Genomic DNA, 23,299 nt, shown 5'->3' on the forward strand with positions numbered 1-23,299 from the left:
CGGTCACCGATGAGCGCGATCCTCGCCCGGCTGCGCCACCGGCGCGCCAACCCTGCCGCCGATGACGCCGGGGCCGCCCTGCCGGCCCTGACCTCGTCGTCGAAGTCGTCCTCGCATGACTCCAGCGGCGCCGCGACCGCGCCGCGCACCCGTGTCGGGGCCTGGCTCGACCGACCGATGACGTCGTTCCACCTGATCATCGCCGTCACCGCGCTGCTCCTGACGATGGGCCTGACGATGGTGCTGTCGGCGTCGGGCGTCTACTCCTACGACATGGACGGCTCGCCGTGGGCGGTCTTCGGCAAGCAGGTGCTGTGGACGGCGATCGGCCTGCTCGCGTTCTACATCGCGATGCGCACGCCGGTCGCGCTCATGCGCCGCTTCGCGTTCAGCAGCTTCGCGTTCACGATCGTGCTGTTGGTGCTGGTCCTCATCCCCGGGATCGGCAAGGAGGCCAACGGTTCGCGCGGCTGGTTCGTGATCGCCGGGTTCTCCATGCAGCCGTCGGAACTGGCGAAGATCGCGATGGCGGTGTGGGGCGCGCACCTGCTGGCGGCGCGCCGCATGGAGCAGGCCTCGCTGAAAGAGATGCTGGTGCCGCTGGTGCCGGCCGCGGTGATCGCGCTGGCGCTGGTGGTGGCGCAGCCCGACCTCGGTCAGACGGTGTCGATGGGCGTGATCCTGCTCGGCCTGCTCTGGTACGCCGGCCTGCCGCTGCGGGTGTTCCTCACCTCGCTGGGCGCGGTGGTGGTGTCGGGCGCGATCCTGGCGGTGTCGGCCGGCTACCGGTCGGCGCGCGTGCAGGCCTGGCTCAACCCGGGCGCCGACGCGCAGGGCATGGGCTATCAGTCCCGGCAGGCCCGGTTCGCGCTGGCCAACGGCGGCGTCTTCGGTGACGGCCTGGGCCAGGGCACCGCGAAGTGGAACTACCTGCCCAACGCCCACAACGACTTCATCTTCGCGATCGTCGGTGAGGAACTCGGCTTCATCGGCGCCGCCGGGCTGCTGTGCCTGTTCGGGCTCTTCGCCTACACCGGTATGCGGATCGCCCGGCGGTCCGCCGATCCGTTCCTGCGGCTGCTCACCGCGACGGCCACGCTGTGGGTGCTCTCGCAGGTCTTCATCAACGTCGGGTACGTCGTCGGCCTGCTCCCGGTCACCGGGTTGCAGCTGCCGTTGATCTCCGCCGGCGGTACCTCGACGGCCACCACGCTGCTGATGATCGGGATCATGGCCAACGCCGCGCGCCACGAACCGCAGGCGGTCGCCGCGCTGCGCGCCGGCCGCGACGACCGGGTGAACCGGCTGCTGCGCCTCCCGCTGCCCGCCCCGTACGTGCCGACCCGCGCGGAGGCGGTGCGCGACCGGCTGAAGACGAAGACCCGCTCGAACCGGGCCGCCACGGTGGACACCAAAGCCAAGCCCGCGCGGTCGCGGTCGGGCAAGCGCCCGGTGCGCTCGGCCACCCCACCCGTCGGATATGGTGCTGGCCAGCGCAATCAGGGCCGACGGGCCCGCACACTGGAAGGTCAACGTCACGGGTGAGCGGTATCTCGGTCGTTCTCGCCGGTGGAGGCACGGCCGGTCACGTCGAACCCGCGATGGCCGTCGCCGATGCGCTCACCGCGCTCGACCCGAACGTCCGGATCACCGCGTTGGGGACGGCACGCGGCTTGGAGACCCGGCTGGTCCCTGAGCGTGGCTACCGGCTCGAGCTGATCACCCCGGTGCCGCTGCCCCGCAAGCCGTCGGCCGATCTGGCGCGGTTGCCGTTGCGGGTGCGCCAGGCGGTCCGGCAGACCCGGGCGATCTTCGACGGCGTCGCGGCCGATGTCGTCATCGGCTTCGGCGGCTACGTCGCCGTCCCGGCCTATCTCGCGGCGCGCAGCGTGCGTCCAGGGCGGCGCATTCCGGTCGTCGTGCACGAGGCCAACGCGAGCGCGGGCTGGGCCAACAGGGTCGGCGTCCGCTCGGCGGCCCGTGTCCTCGCCGCGGTGCCCGACCCGGGGCTGGGCCCTGTCGAGGTCGTCGGTGTGCCGGTCCGCGACACCATCACCTCGCTGGACCGCGCGGCCGTGCGTGCGCAGGCGCGCGCGTTCTTCGGCTTCTCCGACGACGACACGGTGCTGCTGGTCTTCGGGGGCTCGCAGGGCGCCCAGTCGTTGAACCGCGCGGTGGCCGGGGCTGCGGAAGCCCTCGCCCGCCAAGGGATTGCGGTGCTGCACGCGCACGGACCGAAGAACACGCTCGAACTCCCGGCCCCGGCGCCCGGGGCCCCGCCGTACGTCGCGGTGCCGTACCTGAACCGCATGGATCTGGCTTATGCGGCCGCCGACCTGGCGATCTGCCGCTCCGGGGCGATGACGGTCGCCGAGGTCAGCGCGGTCGGCCTGCCTGCCGTGTACGTTCCGCTGCCGATCGGCAACGGGGAGCAGCGGCTCAACGCGCTGCCCGTGGTGACCGCCGGTGGCGGACTGCTGGTCGAGGACCGCGAGCTCACCCCTGATCTGGTCGCCACGACGGTGGCCGGTCTGCTCACCGACCGGACCCGGCTGGCCGCGATGACGGCGGCGGCGAAACTGGCGGGTCACCCGGACGCAGCGCGGAGGGTGGCCGAGGTCGCACTCGAGGTGGCCTCGGCAGGGCTCGGGCGGGCACGGCCATGAGCTCCGAGCAGCTGCCCGCCGAGCTGGCGCGGGTGCACATGGTGGGCATCGGCGGGGCCGGAATGTCGGGCATCGCACGGATTCTGCTGGACCGCGGCGGCCTGGTGTCCGGGTCGGACGCCAAGGAGTCGCGCGCGGTGGTGGCGCTGAAGGCGCGTGGCGCCCAGGTGCGCATCGGGCACGACGCGTCGGCCCTGGACATGCTGCCGGGCGGGCCGACCGCGGTGGTCACCACGCACGCTGCGATTCCGAAGACCAACCCGGAGCTGGTCGAGGCGCGCAGGCGCGGGATTCCGATCATCCTGCGCCCCGCCGTGCTGGCCGAGCTGATGGCCGGGGACACGACGCTGATGGTGACCGGTACCGCCGGCAAGACGACGACGACGTCGATGCTCATCGTGGCGTTGCAGCACTGCGGATTCGACCCGTCGTTCGCCGTCGGCGGTGACCTCGGCGAGCCCGGCACCAACGCCCACCACGGCAGCGGAGCCTATTTCGTCGCCGAGGCCGACGAGAGCGACGGCTCGCTGGTGCAGTATCGGCCCGACATCGCCGTGGTCACCAACATCGAGGCCGACCACCTGGACTTCTTCGGGTCCGAAGAGGCCTACGTCGCGGTGTTCGACGCGTTCGCCGAACGGTTGCGCCCCGGCGGGGCGGTGGTGGTGTGCACCGACGATCCCGGTGCCGCGGCGTTCGCCGAACGCACTGCGGCGCTGGGCATTCGGGTGCTGCGCTACGGCTCGGGAACTCACGACGACCTGGCCGGGGCGCTGCTGGAGTGGCAGCAGCGCGGCACGGGCGCGGTGGCCACGGTGGCGCTGGCGGGGGAGAGCGGGCCGCGGACCATGCGGCTGTCCGTACCGGGCAGGCACATGGCCCTCAACGCGCTGGCCGCCCTGCTGGCCGCCACGCACGTGGGTGCTGACCCCGACCAGGTCCTCGATGCACTCGCCGAATTCGAAGGTGTGCGGCGGCGTTTCGAGCTCGTGGGCACCGCGGCCGGGGTGCGCGTCTTCGACGACTACGCCCACCACCCGACCAAGGTGACGGCGGCGCTCACCGCGGTGCGTGCGCTGGTGGACGAGGCCGGCGGCCGCTCGGTGGTGGTGTTCCAGCCCCACTTGTATACGCGTACAGCCACTTTCGCGCGCGAGTTCGGTGAGGCGTTGAGCCTCGCCGACGAGGTGTTCGTGCTCGACGTGTACGCGGCCAGGGAGCAACCCCTGGCCGGGATCAGCGGCGCGACTATCGCCGAGCACGTCACCGTGCCGGTGCGCTACCTGCCCGACTTCTCCACCGTCGCAGCGGCGGTGGCGGCGGCCGCCCGTCCCGGCGACGTCGTCGTCACCATGGGCGCGGGTGACGTGACACTGCTGGGTAACGAGATCCTGGCCGAACTGCGATGACCGAGCCGACCGACGACGAACCCGCCACGCCCGAACCGGCCACGCCTGAACCGGCCACGCCCGAATCGGCCACGGACGCCGACGGCCAGGAGGCGCCCGAGACCGCAGACGTCGAGGGGCCGCGCCGGCGCGCCCGCCGTGAGCGGGAGGAGCGTCGCGCGGCGCAGGCGCGGGCCACGGCCATCGAGGAGGCCCGCCGCGAGGCGAAACGGCGCACGCTCACCGCGTCGCCGGCCGAGACCACCACGTTGGGCCGCGGCACCGTGCGCGGGCTCAAGCTGCTGTTGTGGAGCACTGGTGTCGCGGTGGTGGTCGTCGGCATCGGCCTGTTGCTGTACTTCACGCCGATCATGTCGGCGCGCGACATCGTCGTCGTCGGGTTGGGCGCGGTGACCCAGGACGAGGTCGTCGCGGCGGCCGGGGTGCCGCCGGGCAGGCCGCTGCTGCAGGTCGACACCGACGCGGTGGCCGAGAAGGTCGCCGAGATCCGCCGGGTCGCCAGCGTGCGGGTGCAGCGGGAGTATCCGTCGACGCTGCGGATCACCGTGGTCGAGCGCGTGCCGGTGGTCGTCCGTGACTATCCCGACGGGGTGCACCTGTTCGACAAGGACGGCGTGGACTTCGCGGCGGGGCCGCCCCCGCCGGGCATCCCGTATCTCGACGTCGAGAACCCCGGGCCCGACGATCCGGCCACCAAGGCCGCGCTCGAGGTCGTGACGTCGTTGCGTCCGGAGGTGGCCGCCCAGGTCGGCCGGGTGTCGGCACCGTCGGTCGCCGCGATCACGCTGACGCTGATCGACGGGCGCACCGTGGTGTGGGGGACCACCGACCGCACCGAGGAGAAGGCCCTCAAACTCGGGGCGCTGCTCACTCAGCCCGGCAAGACCTACGACGTGTCGTCGCCGGACCTGCCGACGGTCAAGTGACTGATCGGCATTGCGCGGGCGGACGCCTCGTGTGACGGTGAACTGACTGCCAACGGGTTGTGGGGAGCCGGGCATGGCGACGATCGACGTTCCAGGGTGTCGACTGCACTACGACAGCTTCGGTGCCGGCGCGCCGATGGTCCTCGTGCACGGCACCGGTACCGACTCGTCGACCTGGGAGCCGGTGATCGAATTGCTGGCGGCCCGGCACCAGGTTGTGGTCTACGACCGCCGTGGCTACGGCCAGTCACAGCATCCTCCGGTGCGCGACTTCCGGATTCACCGTGACGATCTCGGGGCCATCCTCACGCAGGTCTGTGAGGAGCCCGCCCACGTAGTGGGCTGGAGTGCCGGGGGGTGTGTGGCGATGGCGTTGGCCGCCGGGACCTCCGCTCAGACCGCACGAATGCGATCACTGTGCGTCGTCGAACCGCCGTTCCACAGCACCCGACTCATGGATTGTTCGGTGTTGGGTACGACCGCGCGGCTGAAGCTCAAGCAATTGCGCGGCGACCGTGTGGGCGCGGGTGAGGTGTTCTTCCGGTCGGTCTATGCGCGCCGGTCGGGCGGCAATGCCTATGCCGACCTCGACGATCGTGCCCGTGAGCGGATGCGGGCCAACATCGAACCGGTGCTGGCCGAGTTCGATCCGTCGCGGTTCGGCGTCTCGGTGGATTTCGTCTCCGCTCGGGCCGTTGCGGCGTCGAGCGTTCCGATGACCTGGGTTCGGGGTGATCAGAGCCCGTTGTGGCTCGAGCGGACGTATCAGCGCTTCGTGCGGCTCCGACCCGATCTCCGGTCGGTGGTCCTCACCGGCGTCGGTCATCTTCCGCACGTCGAGGATCCGTCGGGTTTCGTAGCTGCGGTGAGCCCCGATCCGTCGTCGGCACGGTGAGCTCCGAAGACTGCACACAATTTGTCGCGACACGCGGCGCGCCTGCTCGGCATGTGCGTGACCCGGCCCTACCGTTCTGCATGTACGGAACAACTTGACATAACTCTAAGCCTCTAGTTGAGATTGAGGGTTTGTCGCAGCGGTTATCCGTGTCAGGACAGACGACAAGGGCAGGAAAGGGCGATGCGATGACCCCCCCGCATAACTACCTCGCTGTGATCAAGGTGGTCGGCATCGGCGGTGGCGGCGTCAACGCCGTCAACCGGATGATCGAGCAGGGTCTCAAGGGCGTCGAGTTCATTGCGATCAACACCGACGCGCAGGCGCTGTTGATGAGCGATGCCGACGTCAAACTCGACGTCGGGCGCGATTCGACGCGCGGACTCGGCGCGGGGGCGGACCCCGAGGTCGGCCGCAAGGCCGCCGAGGACGCCAAGGACGACATCGAGGAGCTGCTGCGCGGCGCCGACATGGTGTTCGTCACCGCGGGTGAGGGCGGCGGTACCGGCACCGGCGGCGCGCCCGTGGTGGCCTCGATCGCCCGCAAGCTCGGCGCGCTGACCGTCGGTGTGGTGACCCGGCCCTTCTCCTTCGAGGGCAAGCGGCGCAGCAACCAGGCTGCCGACGGCATCCAGTCGCTGCGGGAGAGCTGCGACACGCTCATCGTGATCCCCAACGACCGGCTGCTGCAGATGGGCGACGCTGCGGTCTCGCTGATGGATGCGTTCCGCAGCGCCGATGAGGTGCTGCTCAACGGTGTGCAGGGCATCACCGACCTGATTACCACCCCCGGTCTGATCAACGTCGACTTCGCCGACGTCAAGGGTGTGATGAGCTCCGCGGGCACGGCCCTGATGGGCATCGGTTCGGCTCGCGGTGACGGCCGCGCGCTCAAGGCCGCGGAGATCGCGATCAACTCCCCGCTCCTCGAGGCATCGATGGAAGGCGCCCAGGGCGTGCTGCTGTCGGTCGCCGGTGGCAGCGATCTGGGCCTCTTCGAGATCAACGAGGCGGCCTCGCTCGTGCAGGAAGCTGCCCACCCCGACGCGAACATCATCTTCGGCACGGTCATCGACGACTCGCTGGGCGACGAGGTGCGGGTGACGGTCATCGCCGCAGGCTTCGACGCCGCCGGCCCGGGCCGCAAGCCCGTCACCGGTGAGACGGCCGCCGCGGCAGCGGCCCAGCCGATCGCACCGGGCAAGGCCGGCCGCGTCGGCTCGTCGCTGTTCGAGACGGCCGATCCCGCGAGTGTCCCCGCGGCGCACACCAACGGCGCGACGGTGCGCATCGGCGGCGGTGATGACGGCATCTCCGACGACGATGTCGACGTGCCGCCGTTCATGCGTCACTGACCCGACGTACGTTTCGCACGTGATGTTCCGTGTGCGTCGTGTCACCACCACGCGAGCCGGTGGGGTGTCCAAACCGCCCTACGCCACGTTCAACCTGGGCGACCACGTCGGCGACGATCCCGCTGCGGTGGCGGCGAACCGCCGCCGGTTGGCCACCGCCACCGGGCTGGGCACCGACGGCGTGGTGTGGATGAACCAGACGCACAGCACTCGGGTGGCCGTGGTGGAGCACGGTGGCGACATCGTCGACGACACCGACGGGCTGGTGACGACGACGCCGTCGCTCGGCTTGGCGGTGGTGACCGCCGACTGTGTCCCGGTGCTGATGGCCGATGCCCGGCACGGGGTGATCGGGGCCGTGCACGCGGGGCGGGTCGGTGCTGCGGGCGGCATCGTGCCGCGCGCCGTGCAGGTCATGGTCGACGCGGGCGCACAGGTTCCGGACATCTCGGTGCTGCTGGGGCCTGCCGTCAGCGGGCCGAATTACGAGGTGCCCGAGCAGATGGCCGACGAGGTGGAACGGCTGCTGCCCGGCAGCCGCACCCGAACCCCCCGCGGTACGCCGGGCCTGGACCTGCGGGCGGGCATCGCCCGACAACTGCGCTCGGTCGGAATCACCGCGATCGACGTCGACCCGCGCTGCACGTATGCCGATCCGAATCTGTTCAGCCATCGCCGCGGCGCGCCGACGGGTCGGTTGGTGTCGTTGATCTGGCTGGAGCCGGCGCCGTGACCGCCGATCGCGAGCAGCAGCTGCATGACAACCTCGCGCAGCTGCGCGACAGGCTCACCCGGGCCGCGGAGGCGGCGGGCCGTCGATCCGACGAGATCGAGCTGCTGCCGGTGACCAAGTTCTTTCCGGCCTCCGACATCGCCACGCTCTATGGGCTGGCCTGCCGATCCTTCGGCGAGTCACGCGATCAGGAGGCCACTGCCAAGGTCGCCGAGCTGTCGGAGCTCTCCCTGCTCGCGGGGGACATCCGCTGGCACATGATCGGCCGCATCCAGCGCAACAAGGCCCGCTCGATCGGCACCTGGGCTTATGCGGCGCACTCCGTGGACAGCCCCAAAGTGGTTGCCGCACTGGCCCGCTCGGCGGAGGAGTCACTCGACAACGCGGCGCGTAGCGCACCGTTGAAGGTGTTCGTGCAGGTCAGCCTCGACGGCGACGAGAGTCGGGGCGGTGTCGACGTCGACTCGTCGGAGCGGCTCGATGCACTCTGCGCGGCCGTCGAGGAAGCGCCGGCGCTGACGCTGGTGGGCCTGATGGCGATTCCGCCGGTCGACGCCGACGCCGACGCCGCTTTCGCGCGGCTGGCGCAGGAGCGCGAGCGGGTGCAGCAGTGGTGCGGGCGGCAGCTCGAGCTGTCGGCAGGCATGTCCGGCGACCTCGAAGCCGCCGTGCGACACGGATCTACGTGTGTGCGTGTCGGTACCGCGCTCATGGGCGCCCGACCGCTAACGTCACCACCAGAAGTCACACGAGTCACACCTTCATCACAGACAACAAAGCCCGGCCACAGGTCATCACCGCACGAGGGGTCCTCACAATGAGCACACTGCACAAGGTCAAGGCCTACTTCGGTATGGCCCCGATGGACGATTACGAGGACGACTACTACGAGGACGACGAGCGCGGTCCCGCCCGCAGCTACCGTCGCCCCCGGGAAGACCGGTTCGAGGACGAGGGCTACTCGCGCGGCTACGACGACCTGCCCGAGGGTCGGCGCCGCGAGTACGACGAGCCGGCGGCCTACCGCGGTGGCATGCCCGGTGGTTTGCCCGGCGGTTTCGATGACGGCCGGTTCGAGCCCCGGATGCGTTCGCCCCGCGAGTTCGACCGCACGCCACCGCGTTTCGGTGCGATGCGGGGTTCGACCCGTGGCGCGCTGGCAATGGACCCGCGCGGTATGGCCGAGCTGTTCGAAGCGGGAAGCCCGCTGGCGAAGATCACCACGCTGCGTCCCAAGGACTACAGCGAGGCCCGCACGATCGGTGAGCGGTTCCGCGACGGCACCCCGGTGATCATGGACCTGGTCTCGATGGACAACGCCGACGCCAAACGGCTGGTCGACTTCGCCGCCGGGCTCGCGTTCGCCCTGCGCGGTTCCTTCGACAAGGTGGCCACCAAGGTCTTCCTGCTGTCGCCGGCCGACGTGGATGTCACCGCCGAGCAGCGTCGCCGGATCGCCGAGGCGGGGTTCTACGCCTACCAGTAGGCGCGGGTAGGCTGGCGGCGCCGGTTCGCTCTCGTCATCTGCGACTGCAGACCGGCTCTCCCCGTCACATCTGCCTAGTGAGGTCACCTTCCGTTGGGGCTCTTCTTCGAGATCCTGGGTTTCGCGCTGTTCGTGTTCTGGCTGCTGCTGATCGCCCGGGTCGTGGTCGAGTTCATCCGTTCGTTCAGCCGGGACTGGCATCCCCGCGGGGCGACCGTGGTGGTGCTCGAAGTGATCATGACGTTGACGGACCCGCCGGTGAGGTTGTTGCGCCGCATCATCCCGCAACTGACCATCGGGGCGGTGCGCTTCGACCTGTCCATCATGGTGCTGCTGCTGGTGGCGTTCGTCGGCATGCAGCTGGCATTCGGCGCGGCGGTCTGAGGTCCGCCGCGGGCCTGGTCACCGCATTCACCGCAGGTGAAGGTGGAGATTCGATGTATTTATCGCCCTCGACTGCAACCGCAGGGTCTGGTGTGACAGGATGGACGCCAGTTACCTTCAAGCCAGGCTTTACACTGTGAGATCGTTCTGACGATCCAGACTCAAGGGGGCAGACGATGCCGCTCACTCCTGCCGACGTGCACAATGTTGCCTTCAGCAAGCCACCCATCGGCAAGCGCGGCTACAACGAGGACGAGGTCGACGCGTTCCTCGATCTCGTCGAGAACGAGCTGTCCCGCCTGATCGAAGAGAACGCCGACCTGCGGCAACGGGTCGCCGAGCTCGACTCCGAGCTGTCGTCCGCGCGCTCGGGTGGGGCTGCGGCCGCCGCCCAGCCGACTCAGACGCTGCCGGTGTATGAGCCGGAACCCGAACCCGAGCCCGAGCCGGCTCCGCAGGCCGTATACGAGGCGCCCGCCCCGCAGCAGACCGCGCCCGCCTCTGAAGATCAGCACCTGCGGGCGGCGAAGATTCTCAGCCTGGCGCAGGACACCGCGGATCGCCTGACCGACGGTGCGAAGGCCGAGTCCGAGAAGATGCTCTCCGATGCGCGCTCGCAGGCGGACGCGATGGTCGCCGAGGCGAGGCAGACCGCGGAGACCACGGTCACCGAGGCGCGTCAGCGTGCCGACGCGATGCTTGCCGATGCGCAGAGCCGCTCGGAGGCGCAGCTGCGTCAGGCGCAGGAGAAGGCCGACGCCCTGCAGGCGGACGCCGAGCGCAAGCACTCCGAGATCATGGGCACGATCAACCAGCAGCGCACAGTGCTTGAAGGCCGGTTGGAGCAGCTCCGGACGTTCGAACGCGAGTACCGGACCCGCCTGAAGACGTACCTGGAATCGCAGCTCGAAGAGCTCGGCCAGCGCGGTTCGGCAGCACCGGTCGATTCGGGCGCCAACAGCGACGGCGGATTCAACCAGTTCAATCGGGGTAACAACTAACCTCGCTTCTCATGCTCATCGTTGCGCTCGTCCTCGCCGTCATCGGCCTCGCAGCCCTGGTGCTCGCGGTGGTCACCAGCAATGCGCTGATCGCCTGGGTCTGCATCGCGGCCAGCCTGATCGGGGTGATCCTCCTGATCGTCGACGCGCTGCGGGATCGGTCGAAGGGCTCCGCCGAGGAGGAGGCCGATCAGCTCGACGAGGATTCCGCGCAGCAGGACGTCGAGGACTATCCCGACGAGCCGCCTGCCGCGTCCGGGGCCGAAGACTTCCCCGACGAGGAATCCGTCCCAGCCGCCGAGCGCCCCGACGAGGGTCCGGCCAAGAGCTGAATCGCCCTGTCCTACAGCACCCTTCGCCGTGCTGATCATGGGTGACCGAGCGGGGCAATCCGGACCCGCCACGGCGCCGAATCACTGATCGACGACGAGGCAGGGAGGGTCATGGGCATCGACTACGAGAGCGTGGTGGAGCATCCGCTGCGTGACGTCTGGCAGTGGCATGCGCGACCGGGTGCGATGCGTCGCCTCGTTCCGCCCTGGCAGCCGATGACCGTGGTCTCCGAAGCGCAGTCCCTGGCCGACGGCGTGGCGGTGCTGGGTCTGCCGGGCGGTCTGCGCTGGGTGGCCCGCCATCAACCCGACGCGTACGTCGACGGTCACCGCTTCGTCGACGAGCTCTCCTCCGACGGCGTGACGTCCTGGCCGCCGCGTCTGGCCGGGCCGTGGCGGCACACCCACACGTTCGAGCAGGATGGTTCCGGCACGCGCATCCACGACCGCGTCGAGGCGGCGGTGCCCGCGGCATTTCTGCGCCCGATGTTCGCCTACCGGCATCGGCAGCTGATCGGCGACCTCGCGGCGCACCAGCGCGCCGAGGTGGCCGGCGTACAGCCGCTCACGGTCGCCGTCACCGGCGCGTCGGGACTGGTCGGTGCGGCTCTGTGCGCGTTCCTCACGACCGGCGGGCATCGGGTGATCCGGCTGGTGCGGCGGCCCACGGGGAACGACACCGAGAACGCCGACGAACGTCAGTGGGATCCGGATGCCCCCGCCGCGGATCTGCTGCGGGGCGTCGATGCGGTCATCCATCTCGCGGGTGAATCGATCGCCGGTCGCTTCACCGACGCGCACCGAAAAGCCATCCGCAACAGTCGAATCGAGCCGACTCGCCGGCTCGCCGAAGTGGCTGCCACAACCGACGGTGGCCCGTCGACGTTCATCTGCGCGTCGGCCATCGGCTACTACGGCTACGACCGGGGCGATGTCACGCTGACCGAGGACGCGTCACGCGGCGACGGTTTCCTGGCCGAGGTGGTCACCGACTGGGAGGCCGCGACCGTGCCGGCCGCCGATGCCGGGCTGCGTGTCGTGCTCGTGCGCACCGGGATCGTGCAGGCCGCGGCGGGCGGGACGCTGAAGCTGCTGCGGCCGCTGTTCGCGGCGGGCCTGGGCGGGCGACTCGGCGACGGCAAGCAGTGGCTGTCGTGGATCGGGTTGGACGACCTCGTCGACGTCTACCACCGGGCGCTGTACGACTCCGAGCTCCACGGGCCCGTCAACGCGGTGGCGCCGGAGCCGGTGCGCAACACCGAGTACACGAAAGAGCTTGCGCGCGTGCTTCATCGGCCCGCGTTGCTGCCGGTGCCGAGTATCGGGCCCCGCGTCCTACTCGGGGCGCAGGGTGCCCGCGAACTCGCTGAGGCGAACCAGCGGGTACTGCCGACGAAGCTGCTCGCCGCAGGCCATCCGTTCCGGCATACCCACGTCGCCGAGGCGCTGGCCCATCAGCTGGGGCGCGATCTCCCCACCACGTGAGTGACGAACCCGGACACCAGCGCCCGGATTCGCGGGGCGACGTCACCGGCGAGATCGGTTGTGCGCTCAAGTAGTTGGTCGTGATCGAGGCCGGCGGCCGCGACGTCACCGTCGCGGTCGTCAGCCAGCCATCCCCGCAGCAGATCGGTGTCGATCTCGGGGTGGAACTGCAGGCCGAGCGCACGGCCGAGGACGAACGCCTGCGAGGCGTTCGGCGTTCGGGCCAGTTCGGTGGCGCCGGGTGGCAGCGTCCAGCGGTCGAAATGCCACTGGAACCACGGCCCGTTGGGCACGATGTCGGGGCGATCGCTGAGGACGTCGTACCAGCCGATCTCCGGCCGTGGGGAGCGCGCCACCGAGCCCCCGAAGGTCTGTGCCAGCAGCTGACCGCCGAAGCAGACGCCCAGCAGCGCAACCCCGGCGTCGGCGGCATCGCGCAGTAGCGCCATCTCGGCACCGACCCAGGTCTCGCGCAGTGCCTGGTCGTACACCGGCCACCGGGCGCCGAGCGGCACGATCACGTCGTATGCGGTCGGATCGGGGAAGGCGACCTCGACGGCGGGGGAGTCCACCTGGTCAGGGGGCACCACCTGGAAGTGCTCGACGTCGAAGCCGCTGTCGGTGAACGCCTCACCGAGGAGTGCCTCGGTGGCCATGTGCTCGTTGCGCAGAAACAGAACCTTTGGTGCCACGCCGGTCATTATCCAGCCTGACTCACGGCTATGCGGTGTTGACCCTTCCCCAGGGGGAGACATCACGGTGGTGGCGGGCAAACGCACGCGCAATGTGCAATATATTGCTACTCGCCGGCGTTGTGCCCTCCGGTGGAACGCCAACGATCACACGACATCGAGATGAAGCGAGGGCACGTGATGGAGAACTACGACTACATCGTGGTCGGTGCGGGATCGGCAGGGTGCGTGCTCGCCGCGCGCCTGTCCGAGGATTCGGGTGTGCGCGTGCTGGTGCTGGAGTCCGGTGGTGAGGACAGCCACCCGCAGATCGCGACCCCGCCGTTGTGGCCCACCCTGTGGGGCAGCGTCGTCGACTACGCCTACGACACCGTCGCCCAGCGCGGCGGCCTGCGTCACGCATGGCCGCGCGGGCACACCCTCGGTGGCAGCGGCAGCATCAACGCAATGGTCTACCTGCGCGGACATCCGAGCGATTTCGACTACTGGGCTGCGCAAGGGTGTACGGGCTGGGATCACGCATCGGTGCTGCCGTACTTCATGCGGATGGAAAGCGTTCCGGCGGGCAATCCGGATCGTCGCGGGCGGGGCGGACCGCTGCGTCCGGCGCCGGTCGCCCGGGCGGAGGCCAACCCGCTGTCAGAGGTCTTCGTCCGCGCCGCCGCCGCTGCCGGCCATCCGGTTACCGCAGATTTCAACGGTGCGCAGTCCGACGGCGCGGGCTGGCATGACCTGTCGATCACCGATGGTCGACGGCAGAGTGCCGCGCTGGCGTATCTGCACCCGGCGCGAACCCGGAACAACCTCACGGTGGCGACGGGAGCGCGCACGCACCGACTCCTTTTTCGGGGAAACCGCTGCGTCGGTGTCGAATACCGGCAGGGTGGCCGCACGCACCGCGCTCATGCCGGCGCGGAGGTGATCCTGAGCGCCGGAGCGGTGGACTCGCCCCGATTGCTTCTGCTCTCGGGGGTGGGCCCGGCCGCCGATCTGGCCGAGGTCGGAATCCCGGTCCACCACGATCTTCCCGGCGTCGGGCGCAACCTGCACGACCATCCCCTGTGCGGCGTGGTGTGCGAAGCCGCGCAACCGATTCCGGCGGGTCGGACCAACCTCGCGGAGACCTCGATGACCTTCCGCAGCGATCCGTCCCTCGACGGCCCCGACATGCAGTTGATGTTCATTCACGTGCCATTCCATCCACCGCATCTGGCCGCGCCGGCCAACAGCTTCACCGTGGCCGTGACGATGGTGCCGGATTCCCGCGGAAGCATCCGGCTTGCGGGACCGGACCCGCAGACGCCGCCGCTGATCGACCCCGCCTACCTCGCCGAAGAATCGGACGTCGAGAGGATGCTGTACGGCCTGGACGTCGCGCGCCAGATCCTTGCCACGACACCGTTTCGTGACTGGCATGCGGGCGAAGTACTCCCCGGCGCCCCCGCGGTCGATCGGAAAGAGCTGCGCGACTACGTGTTCCGGGCCACCGGTACCTACTACCATCCGGTCGGCAGCTGCGCGATGGGCACCGGCGCCGAGGCGGTGGTCGATCCCGAGCTCGCCGTGCACGGGCTCGAGGGGCTGCGCATCGCGGACGCGTCGATCATGCCGCGCATCGTCGGCGTGAACACGAACGCCGCGACCATGATGATCGCCGAGAAGGCGGCCGCGATGATCAAGGAGGCTGACAGGGGCTGATATACGATACTTCGCATGCCGGTACCGGTCGAGCGAGGGAGACACCGCCGATCGCTGCTGCGTGAGCAGGCCTACGAGTCACTGCGCGACGCCATCGTCGACGGCACTCTGGCACCCGGAGAGAAGTTGCGCGATCCGGAACTTGAAGAGTGGCTGGGGGTCAGCCGGACGCCGATCCGGGAAGCACTGGCCCGGTTGGAAGCCTCGGGACTGGTGCACACGGTCCCTGGCCGGTCAACGGTGGTCTCGGCGATCGAAGATCGTGCGGTGCTCAACGCCCAGGACGTGGCGGCCGCAATGCATGCACTCGCGGTACGCACCGCGGTTCCGCTGATGGACAAGGCCGACTACACCCAGATGGCCAGGGCCAACGAGGATTTCGCAGCGGCTCTGGCGGCGGGGGATGCCGATGCGGCGATGCGCGCCGACGACGAGTTCCACGGGGTCGCGGTGCGCGCGAGCGCCAACCCGGTGATCGCCCAGGTCCTCGACCAGGTGACCCCGGTGCTGCGGCGTCTGGAACACCTGCGGTTCTCGTCACTGTCGGGCCGGAACTCGATCGCCGAACACAAGCGGATCCTCGCGCTGTGCCGCAAGGGCGAGGCCGACGGCGCGGCCGCGGCGACCCAGCGCAACTGGCTGACGCTCTCGCAGGTGGTCGACGCGGCTCACCGAGCGAGCCGGTAGCGCCGCTCCGGGCGACCCACGCCGTATTGCAGCCGCAGCTCCACCGTCCCGGTGTTCAGGTAATGCTCGAGGTAGCGTCGCGCGCTGACCCGCGAAATGCCCACCACATCAGCGCATTCGGCGGCGGAGACCTCACCGGCGTCGCGCACCGCGGCCAGGACCAGCTCGCCGGTCTCCGCGCCGAGGCCCTTCGGCAGCACCTTCGCGGCGGGGGTTGCCGCTGGGCCGCCGAACAGCGAATCGATCAGCGACTGGTCCACCCCGGCCGCGGATTCCAGTGCATCGGCGCGTGTTGCGAACGCGAGCAGCTTGGTCTGCAGCTGATCGAACTCGAAGGGCTTGATCAGGTAGTCGGCGGCACCGCCGTCCAGCGCGCCACTGACGGTGTCGAGTTCGCGCGCCGCGGTGATCATGATGACCCCGACCCTGTCGCCGTCGGCTCGCAGCCGCTGCAGCACCTCCAGGCCGGTCATGTCCGGCAGGTAGACATCGAGCAAGATCAGGTCGGGGCCGAGTTCACGCGCGGCGGTCAGCGCCTCGCCGCCGGTGCGCGCGACTCCGACGACTCGGTAGCCGTCCACCCGCTCGACGAAGCGGCGGTGGATCTCGGCGACCATGAAGTCGTCGTCGACGACCAGCACGTCACGCATCGGTGCGGACCCCCTGCAGGCGCACGGTGAACTCGGCGCCGCCGTCGGGAACATTGCTGACGCCGACGGTTCCGCCGTGCGCGGCGGTGACCAGGCGCACCAGAGCCAGGCCGATACCGCGTCCACCGGGGACATCGGGTTTCGAGGTGACCCCGCGGGCGAAGATCGCTTCCCGAAGGTGTTCGGGCACTCCGGGTCCGCTGTCGCGCACGATGATCTCCAGTCCGTCGCTGTCGTCGATCTCCACCGTCACACCGGGCTCTGGTGCTCCGACCGACACGTCGACCGCGTTGTCGATCAGGTTGCCCAGCAGCGTGATCACATCGGTGGCCAGTGCGGGGTCCAGCGGTGCCAGGTGTGATTCCGGCGCCAGCGCGAGCGCGACTCCGCTCTCGGCGGCCAGTGAGGTTTTCGCGATCAGTAGTGCCGCCACCGCGGGGTCCGAAATGCGTTGCGTCACCGCGTCGCTGATCTCCGCCCGGCGGCGAGTCAACGTGCCGACGAGGTCACGCACGGCGTCGTACTCGCCGAGCTGGACCAGGCCCGAGATCGTGTGCAGCTGGTTGGCGAATTCATGGGTCTGCGCCCGCAGCGTGTCGGTGACGCTCTTGTGAGAGGACAGCTGCCCCTGCAGCGCAGCGAGTTCGGTGCTGTCACGCATCGTGGTCACCGTACCGATCCGCTCGCCGCCGCTGGTGGCGGCGCGACGACTCAACGCCAGAACTCGTGTCCTGGTCGCGATCACTCGATCTTCTGCGGATCGGCTCGCGCCGCCCGGGATCAGCAGCGCCACCACCGCAGGGTCGATCCCCACCCGGTCGACCCGCTTGCCGACCGCGTCGGCGCCCACCCCGAGCAACTCCTGCGCGCTGTCGTTGAGGACGGTGATCTCACCGTCGTTGTTGACCGCGATCACGCCTTCTCGAATGCTGTGCAGCAACGCTTCCCGGTGATCGGCGAGGCTCGCGATCTCCGTCACCTCCAGGCCGCGGGTGTGCCGCTTGATCCGGCGGGACAGCAGATAGGAGGCGATCAGGCCGAGTCCGGCGCCGAGGCCGAGGTAGATCAGCAGCCGTTCCCCCGCGCCGGACAGCAGCGCCCACACCGACGGATAGCCTTCGCTGACCGAGGCGACGGCCAATACGTCACCGTCGGGGGACAGGATCGGCACCTGCCCGACCAGGCTGTGCCTGCCGTCGACGTCCGCGTCGCCGTACCAGGCCCGGCCTTCGTCGGCGCGGCTCGGCCCGAGATCCACCCGAGCCCCGACTCGCGAGGGAGCCGAGGACACCCACACCGTGCCGTCCGGGGCGAGGATCTCGGCCAGTGTGGCGCCCGAGAGGGCGACGGCGCGGTCGACCTCGGGAGCCAGGATGCGGCTGGCGAACGGATCCGCAGGCGCGCGCTCGATGCGTTCCCGCACGATGGGGGTGGAGGCCATGTTCTCGGCCACTGCGATCATCCTGGTTCCGCGCGCCTCCCGGAATTCGCTGGTCGACTGGGCCACCGAGACCGCGGCGACCGCGATCAGCACGACCGCGACGACCATCAGCTGAAACGCCAGGAATTGCGCGGCGAGGCTGCGGGCTAGCGGGATGTTCTTAATGACCAGAATTTCCTTTGCGTTCTTATGCGTGACCTGAGTCACTGCCGGGGTCCAGTATTGCTGAGCATCACAATCAATTGATGGGGGACGACATGTTCGCATCGGGCCGGCGCACGCCGGTCGCCGGCATCGTCCTCGCCATGATCGCCGCACTGCTGCTCTCAGCGTGCGGTGTGACCCGCGGCGAGGACTCTGGGCTGCACCGGCTCCGCATGATGGTGCCCAACAGCCCGGGCGGCGGATACGACCTGACTGCACGCACCGCGGTCAAGGTCATGGAAGACGAGAAGATCACCGGCCGCGTCGAGGTCTTCAACGTGATCGGCGCCGGCGGCACCGTCGCGATGGCCCGGCTGATCAACGAAAAAGGCAATGGCGACCTGATGATGATGATGGGTCTTGGGGTGGTGGGCGCGACGTTCACCAATGGCTCGAAGGCCCGCGCCTCCAACGCCACGGCGCTGGCCAAGATGGTGGAGGAGCAGGAAGGCATCCTGGTTCCGGCGTCCTCACCGTTCAAGACCGTCGCCGATTTCATCGCGGCGTGGAAGGCCGATCCGGCCAAGATCACCGTCGGCGGCGGCTCGAACCCGGGCGGTCCTGACCATCTGTTCCCGATGGAGACCGCCAAGGCGGCCGGCGTCGATCCGACGAAGGTCAACTACGTGTCCTACGACGGCGGTGGTGATCTGCTGACGGCGCTGCTGGGCAACAAGATCGCCGCGGGCACGTCCGGTCTCGGCGAGTACGTCGATCAGATCGAATCGGGTCAGGTGCGGGTGCTCGCAGTGTCGGGTGACGAGCGGGTGGAGGGTGTCGACGCACCCACGCTGAAGGAGGCGGGGATCGACCTGACCTTCACCAACTGGCGCGGAGTGCTTGCCCCGCCGGATATTTCCGACGAGGACCGGGACGCGATGATCAAGGTGCTGGAAGAGATGCATGCCACCGACGCCTGGAAAGAGGCGCTGGTGAAGAACGGGTGGACCGACGCCTTCATGACCGGGCAGCCGTTCGAGGACTTCCTCGAAGAGCAGGACCGGCGGGTGGAGACGACGCTGACGGATCTGGGGCTGGTATGAGCGACACCGGACAGACAGAACAGAACACGACAGCGCCGGCCCGCCCGGACTACGCGCAGTACGTCGTCTGCGCGGTGATGGTGGTCGTCGGCGCATTCCTCGTCTTCAACGGCGTGACGATGCCCGGCGGTTACGCGAAGGTCGATCCCGTTGGGCCCCGGCTCTTCCCGATCGCCATCGGGATCGGGCTGCTGGTGATGGCGGTGGTGCTGGCCATCGCCATTCCCCGCGGGTCCCGCGGTGAAGCCGATGCGGGCGAGGACATCGACCCGGACATGCCCAGCGACTGGCGTACGGTCGGGCTGCTCGTCGGTCTCTTCATCCTGCTGATCCTGCTGGTGCAGCCGCTCGGCTGGGCGATCGCCGGCGCCCTGTTCTTCGCCGGGTGCGCCACCGTGCTCGGCAGCAAGCATTACGTGCGCAACATCGCGATCGGTGCCGTGCTGGCCGTCGCCAGCTTCTACGCGTTCTACTCCGGGCTCGGAATCCCGCTGCCCGCAGGCGTTTTGGATGGGATTCTGTAAATGGGAAACTTCGACTGGCTCCTCCAGGGCTTCGCCGAGGCCGCCACCCCGATGAACCTGCTGTACGCCGTGATCGGCGTGCTGCTGGGCACTGCGGTCGGCGTGCTGCCGGGCATCGGGCCCGCCATGACGGTGGCGCTGTTGCTGCCGATCACCTACAACGTCAGCCCCAGCGCGGCGTTCATCATGTTCGCCGGCATCTTCTACGGAGGCATGTACGGCGGCTCCACCACCTCGATCCTGTTGAACACCCCGGGCGAATCGTCCTCGGTGATCACGGCGATCGAGGGCAACAAGATGGCGAAAGCGGGGCGGGCGGCGCAAGCCCTTGCCACAGCAGCGATCGGATCGTTCGTCGCGGGGTCGATCGGTACCGCGCTGCTGGCCGCGTTCGCACCGGCGATCTCGCGCTTCGCGGTCACGCTCGGCGCGCCGTCGTATCTCGCGATCATGCTGTTCGCACTCGTCGCCGTCACCGCGGTGCTCGGATCATCGAAGATGCGCGGGTTGATCTCTCTGTTGCTGGGCCTGGCGATCGGCATCGTCGGCATCGATTCGCTGACCGGACAGCCGCGCGCCACGTTCGGCATCCCGCTGCTCGCCGACGGGATCGACATCGTCGTGATCGCGGTCGCGGTGTTCGCCCTCGGCGAGGCGCTGTGGGTGGCCGCGCATCTGCGCCGCCGGCCGGCCGATGTGATCCCGGTGGGACGTCCGTGGATGAGCAAGCAGGACTGGGGCCGCTCGTGGAAGCCGTGGCTGCGCGGCACCGCGTTCGGGTTCCCGTTCGGTGCACTGCCCGCCGGTGGCGCCGAGCTGCCGACGTTCCTGAGCTACATCACCGAGAAGAAGCTCTCCAAGCATCCCGAGGAGTTCGGCAAGGGCGCCATCGAAGGCGTCGCCGGGCCGGAGGCGGCCAACAACGCCTCGGCGGCAGGCACGTTGGTGCCGATGCTGTCTCTCGGGCTGCCGACCAACGCCACCGCCGCGGTGATGCTGACAGCGTTCGTGTCCTACGGCATCCAGCCGGGGCCGACGCTGTTCGAGAAGGAGCCGCTGCTCATCTGGACGCTGATCGCCAGCTTGTTCATCGGCAACTTCCTCCTGCTGGTGCTGAACCTGCCGCTGGCGCCGCTGTGGGCCAAGCTGCTGCGCACGCCGCGGCCGTACCTGTACGCCGGCATCCTGTTCTTCGCCACGCTCGGTGCTTTTGCCGTCAATCTACAACCGCTGGATCTGGTTCTGCTGCTGGTGTTCGGTCTGATGGGTCTGATGATGCGGCGCTTCGGTCTACCCGTGCTGCCGCTCATCATCGGGGTGATCCTGGGGCCGCGTATCGAACGCCAGCTCCGGCAGAGCCTGCAGCTGGGTGGCGGTGACTGGGGCAATCTGTTCACCGAGCCGGTCGCGATCGTCACCTACGTGCTGATGGCGCTGCTACTGCTGGCGCCGCTGGTGCTGCGGCTGATGCACCGCAGCGAGGAGACGCTGCTGGTGGTCGAGGACGACAAGGACCAGAAGGAAAAGGCGGGTCAGCTGTGATCGTCATCGGATACACCTCGGACCGGTTCGGCCAGGCCGCGCTCGAGCACGGCATCTCCGAGGCGAAGCTGCGCGGCACCGACCTGTACGTCATCAACGCGACATCCGGTGAGTCCTATGTGGATTCGCGATTCGCCGGCGAAGAGCAGGTGCACGATGTCGAGGCACGGCTGCAGGAGTGCGGCGTGGCCTACCAGCTGACTCAGCCGGTGGGTGTCGACGCCGCCGACGAGCTGCTGTCCGCGATGGAGCGCGACGACGCGCAGCTGCTCGTGGTGGGCATCCGCCACCGCAGCCCGGTGGGCAAGCTGCTACTCGGCAGCGTGGCGCAGAAGCTGATCCTGGAATGCCCCAAACCGGTGCTTGCGGTCAAGCCTGCCGAGGACTGATCCGCTAGAACGCCGGAACCGATTCGCGCAGGTACTGCTCGGCCCACGGCGCGTTGCGTTTCCGCTCCGCTTCGACGCGTTGCCGACGCGCCTGCATGCGGGTGATCCGCCGCTTCGGCATGGTGAGGCCGGCGCTCTGCTTGGGGGGCGGGGCGGCGCACTCGCGGACCGGCGCGGTGGGTTCGGACAGTTCAGGGAACAGCAATCGGCTGCCCGGGTAGCTCGTCGAGGCCTGGCCGTCAGGGTCGGTGACCACGATCGTCCCGTCGGGATACTGCACGGTGGACCAGCCCGGCCAGAAGGTCTTCAGCAGGTGGTGGTGACGGCAGTAGCCGGCGAGGTTCGACGCGCACGTCGGTCCCCAGTGGTAGGGGATCGTGTGGTCGAGGTCGTCGATCGGCCGGGTACAGCCGGGGTGACGGCAGGTCAGGTCTCGGGACCGCACGAAGTCGGCCAACGCTTGCGAGGGCCGGTAGCGCGGTTCCGGTGAAGTCTGGCCCGGAAGGGTCAGCTTCTTGCTCCTGGCGTGCATCGCGAGTTGAGCGACGACTGCCGCGGGCAGCACCGGACCGCCGACGATGATTCCGGGCGACGCCGGACTGAACTCTCCGGGGCCGGCGCTCAGTTCGGCGATGAGCTCAGCGACAGTGTGATCGCGCAACGGTTTCGACAACAGCGGCGGCGGCTCACCCGTCAGGGCTCGCCGTTGCGCGGAGAGATGGCCCGTTGGTGGCTTCGGCGGCGGCGAGACCGCGTCGGCAGCGGGCTCCCGTTCGAGATCTGGTGGTGTCAGCGGTCTGAACTCCTGGCCCGGGTCCGGCGTTGCGGTACTTGCAGCACAGGTCATTCCGTCCCCGACGGCGTCCTCACGGGCGATGACGTGAATGACGACCCCGCCGACCGGCGGTCTGGCGGCGGCGTCGCAATCGGGACCCTCACACATGCAAGGCAACCGGTCCCAGCCGAAGCCCATCGCTCCCAACGCTGCCGCGCGGCGCTGATCCAGCGTGCGCGGATCCCGATCGCACACCGTGCGTGCCAGCAGGTCGGCGCGCCGGTCGAATGCCGCACCGTCCGTGGCGGTGACGGTCGCGTCCACATGTGCGAGTCCGGTGGCGCCATCGGTGTGCACGGTGACTCCGGTCGTGCGCACCACTTCCTCGGCCCGGCGCACCGCGTACGGGTCGTGGCGCAGCACGAGCGTGTCGATGTCGGCGTCGGTCTGACTCAGCGACTTCGCACCCCACGTGCGCAGCTGCTCAGCCAAGTCGGCGTCGATCGCCCGCAGCGCGGCGGCATCCTGCACCAGCGCGGTCCGTTGACAGATGGTGCGCACCAGCAGGTAGGTGATCAGCCCCTCGGCGAAGACCGCAGCGACCTTGGGTAGCCGATCCCGCAGGACCACCGCATTGGTCAGCAGCGCGTTGACCATTCCGTTGGTCAATGTCTGTGCCGCACCGATCTGCGCGCACACCGAGGACCAATTGTCGCAACGCCACTGCTCCCGTTCGGCCGAGCCCGACGCGGCGTAGGCCCGCTCGAGCAGGTCGGCCATCGCCGACAACCGGGCTGCGCAGGCGGCGTTCTCGACACGCGCGTACGCCCGCACCCGCTCGCCGGGGGTCGTGGCCCTGTTGCCTCACGTCAAGATGCGCGCGTAGGGGTGGTCGTTGCCTCACGTGAGCGTGCGCGCTTGGTGATGGCCGGTTGGCCGTCGTTAGTGGGTTTGCTGGTAGCGAGGGTGAAAAGTTGGACGG

23 protein-coding genes are annotated in these 23,299 nt (G+C 69.2%); 19 read left to right on the forward strand and 4 right to left on the reverse strand.

What is annotated here, in order from left to right:
• Positions 1-9: 9 nt before the first annotated feature.
• The 13 genes from ftsW (at position 10) to DMB80_RS21345 (ending at position 12,672) form a co-directional block, all read left to right on the forward strand.
• Entirely contained in the window at positions 10-1,545 is a 1,536-nt protein-coding gene (ftsW, locus tag DMB80_RS21285; protein WP_111511684.1) for a putative lipid II flippase FtsW, read from the forward strand.
• Positions 1,542-2,666, forward strand: coding sequence for an undecaprenyldiphospho-muramoylpentapeptide beta-N-acetylglucosaminyltransferase (gene murG / locus DMB80_RS21290; protein ID WP_111511685.1), 1,125 nt, complete (start codon positions 1,542-1,544; stop codon positions 2,664-2,666). The genes ftsW and murG overlap by 4 nt, the downstream gene beginning before the upstream one ends.
• The gene (gene murC / locus DMB80_RS21295; protein WP_111511686.1) at positions 2,663-4,075 is read left to right on the forward strand and encodes a UDP-N-acetylmuramate--L-alanine ligase; all 1,413 of its coding nucleotides are present in this window, start codon (positions 2,663-2,665) and stop codon (positions 4,073-4,075) included. Before murG ends, murC begins: the two co-directional genes overlap by 4 nt.
• Positions 4,072-5,001, forward strand: coding sequence for a cell division protein FtsQ/DivIB (locus DMB80_RS21300; RefSeq protein ID WP_111511687.1), 930 nt, complete (start codon positions 4,072-4,074; stop codon positions 4,999-5,001). Before murC ends, DMB80_RS21300 begins: the two co-directional genes overlap by 4 nt.
• A gap of 73 nt (positions 5,002-5,074) precedes the next feature.
• Complete coding sequence (locus DMB80_RS21305) at positions 5,075-5,896, forward strand: alpha/beta fold hydrolase (protein WP_111511688.1); 822 nt, start codon at positions 5,075-5,077, stop codon at positions 5,894-5,896.
• Between the two features lie 188 nt (positions 5,897-6,084).
• Positions 6,085-7,251 (forward strand): cell division protein FtsZ, encoded by a 1,167-nt coding sequence (gene ftsZ, locus DMB80_RS21310; RefSeq protein WP_048422641.1) that lies wholly within the window; start codon positions 6,085-6,087, stop codon positions 7,249-7,251.
• Between the two features lie 19 nt (positions 7,252-7,270).
• Positions 7,271-7,984 (forward strand): peptidoglycan editing factor PgeF, encoded by a 714-nt coding sequence (pgeF, locus tag DMB80_RS21315; protein WP_111511689.1) that lies wholly within the window; start codon positions 7,271-7,273, stop codon positions 7,982-7,984.
• Positions 7,981-8,805 carry a YggS family pyridoxal phosphate-dependent enzyme gene (locus DMB80_RS21320; RefSeq protein WP_111511690.1) on the forward strand — a complete coding sequence of 275 codons (825 nt, stop codon included), beginning with the start codon at positions 7,981-7,983 and terminating at the stop codon, positions 8,803-8,805. Before pgeF ends, DMB80_RS21320 begins: the two co-directional genes overlap by 4 nt.
• Complete coding sequence (locus tag DMB80_RS21325) at positions 8,802-9,470, forward strand: cell division protein SepF (protein WP_046363237.1); 669 nt, start codon at positions 8,802-8,804, stop codon at positions 9,468-9,470. Before DMB80_RS21320 ends, DMB80_RS21325 begins: the two co-directional genes overlap by 4 nt.
• Positions 9,471-9,563: 93 nt before the next feature.
• Positions 9,564-9,854: a YggT family protein gene (locus tag DMB80_RS21330; RefSeq protein ID WP_046363238.1), complete on the forward strand. Its 291-nt coding sequence runs from the start codon at positions 9,564-9,566 to the stop codon at positions 9,852-9,854.
• A gap of 176 nt (positions 9,855-10,030) precedes the next feature.
• Positions 10,031-10,855, forward strand: a complete 825-nt coding sequence (gene wag31, locus DMB80_RS21335) for a DivIVA-like cell division protein Wag31 (protein WP_111511691.1) — start codon at positions 10,031-10,033, stop codon at positions 10,853-10,855.
• A gap of 11 nt (positions 10,856-10,866) precedes the next feature.
• Entirely contained in the window at positions 10,867-11,187 is a 321-nt protein-coding gene (locus tag DMB80_RS21340; RefSeq protein ID WP_111511692.1) for an ICP22 family protein, read from the forward strand.
• A 111-nt stretch (positions 11,188-11,298) separates the two neighbouring features.
• A complete protein-coding gene (locus DMB80_RS21345; RefSeq protein ID WP_111511693.1) occupies positions 11,299-12,672 on the forward strand; it encodes a TIGR01777 family oxidoreductase in 1,374 nt (457 codons plus the stop codon).
• On the opposite strand, the gene DMB80_RS21350 is transcribed toward DMB80_RS21345, so the two are convergent.
• Complete coding sequence (locus DMB80_RS21350) at positions 12,642-13,373, reverse strand: type 1 glutamine amidotransferase (RefSeq protein ID WP_111511694.1); 732 nt, start codon at positions 13,371-13,373, stop codon at positions 12,642-12,644. The two genes, DMB80_RS21345 and DMB80_RS21350, sit on opposite strands and share 31 nt — an antisense overlap.
• A 153-nt stretch (positions 13,374-13,526) precedes the next feature.
• Here DMB80_RS21350 and DMB80_RS21355 point away from each other — a divergent pair, with 153 nt between their 5' ends.
• Positions 13,527-15,062, forward strand: a complete 1,536-nt coding sequence (locus DMB80_RS21355; protein WP_240431316.1) for a GMC family oxidoreductase — start codon at positions 13,527-13,529, stop codon at positions 15,060-15,062.
• Between the two features lie 15 nt (positions 15,063-15,077).
• A complete protein-coding gene (locus DMB80_RS21360) occupies positions 15,078-15,749 on the forward strand; it encodes a GntR family transcriptional regulator (protein WP_111511695.1) in 672 nt (223 codons plus the stop codon).
• Here DMB80_RS21360 and DMB80_RS21365 read toward each other — a convergent pair.
• Together DMB80_RS21365 and DMB80_RS21370 are read right to left on the reverse strand one after the other, a co-directional pair.
• The gene (locus tag DMB80_RS21365; RefSeq protein ID WP_111511696.1) at positions 15,731-16,399 is read right to left on the reverse strand and encodes a response regulator; all 669 of its coding nucleotides are present in this window, start codon (positions 16,397-16,399) and stop codon (positions 15,731-15,733) included. The two genes, DMB80_RS21360 and DMB80_RS21365, sit on opposite strands and share 19 nt — an antisense overlap.
• Positions 16,392-17,948, reverse strand: a complete 1,557-nt coding sequence (locus DMB80_RS21370; RefSeq protein WP_240431320.1) for a sensor histidine kinase — start codon at positions 17,946-17,948, stop codon at positions 16,392-16,394. Before DMB80_RS21370 ends, DMB80_RS21365 begins: the two co-directional genes overlap by 8 nt.
• A 149-nt stretch (positions 17,949-18,097) precedes the next feature.
• Between DMB80_RS21370 and DMB80_RS21375 the strand changes: the two genes are divergently transcribed.
• From DMB80_RS21375 to DMB80_RS21390, 4 genes are read left to right on the forward strand one after another with little or no spacing between them, the layout of a single operon-like run.
• Complete coding sequence (locus DMB80_RS21375; protein ID WP_111511698.1) at positions 18,098-19,087, forward strand: Bug family tripartite tricarboxylate transporter substrate binding protein; 990 nt, start codon at positions 18,098-18,100, stop codon at positions 19,085-19,087.
• Positions 19,084-19,611, forward strand: coding sequence for a tripartite tricarboxylate transporter TctB family protein (locus DMB80_RS21380; protein ID WP_046363247.1), 528 nt, complete (start codon positions 19,084-19,086; stop codon positions 19,609-19,611). The genes DMB80_RS21375 and DMB80_RS21380 overlap by 4 nt, the downstream gene beginning before the upstream one ends.
• On the forward strand, positions 19,612-21,153 hold the full coding sequence (locus DMB80_RS21385) for a tripartite tricarboxylate transporter permease (protein WP_046363248.1): 1,542 nt from the start codon (positions 19,612-19,614) through the stop codon (positions 21,151-21,153).
• Positions 21,150-21,542 carry a universal stress protein gene (locus DMB80_RS21390; RefSeq protein WP_111511699.1) on the forward strand — a complete coding sequence of 131 codons (393 nt, stop codon included), beginning with the start codon at positions 21,150-21,152 and terminating at the stop codon, positions 21,540-21,542. Before DMB80_RS21385 ends, DMB80_RS21390 begins: the two co-directional genes overlap by 4 nt.
• 4 nt (positions 21,543-21,546) lie before the next feature.
• On the opposite strand, the gene DMB80_RS21395 is transcribed toward DMB80_RS21390, so the two are convergent.
• Positions 21,547-23,151: an HNH endonuclease signature motif containing protein gene (locus DMB80_RS21395; protein ID WP_240431317.1), complete on the reverse strand. Its 1,605-nt coding sequence runs from the start codon at positions 23,149-23,151 to the stop codon at positions 21,547-21,549.
• Positions 23,152-23,299 lie beyond the last annotated feature (148 nt).

The sequence above is a fragment of the Mycobacterium kyogaense genome, from assembly GCF_003254575.1.
GTDB classification, from domain to species: Bacteria; Actinomycetota; Actinomycetes; order Mycobacteriales; family Mycobacteriaceae; genus Mycobacterium; species Mycobacterium kyogaense.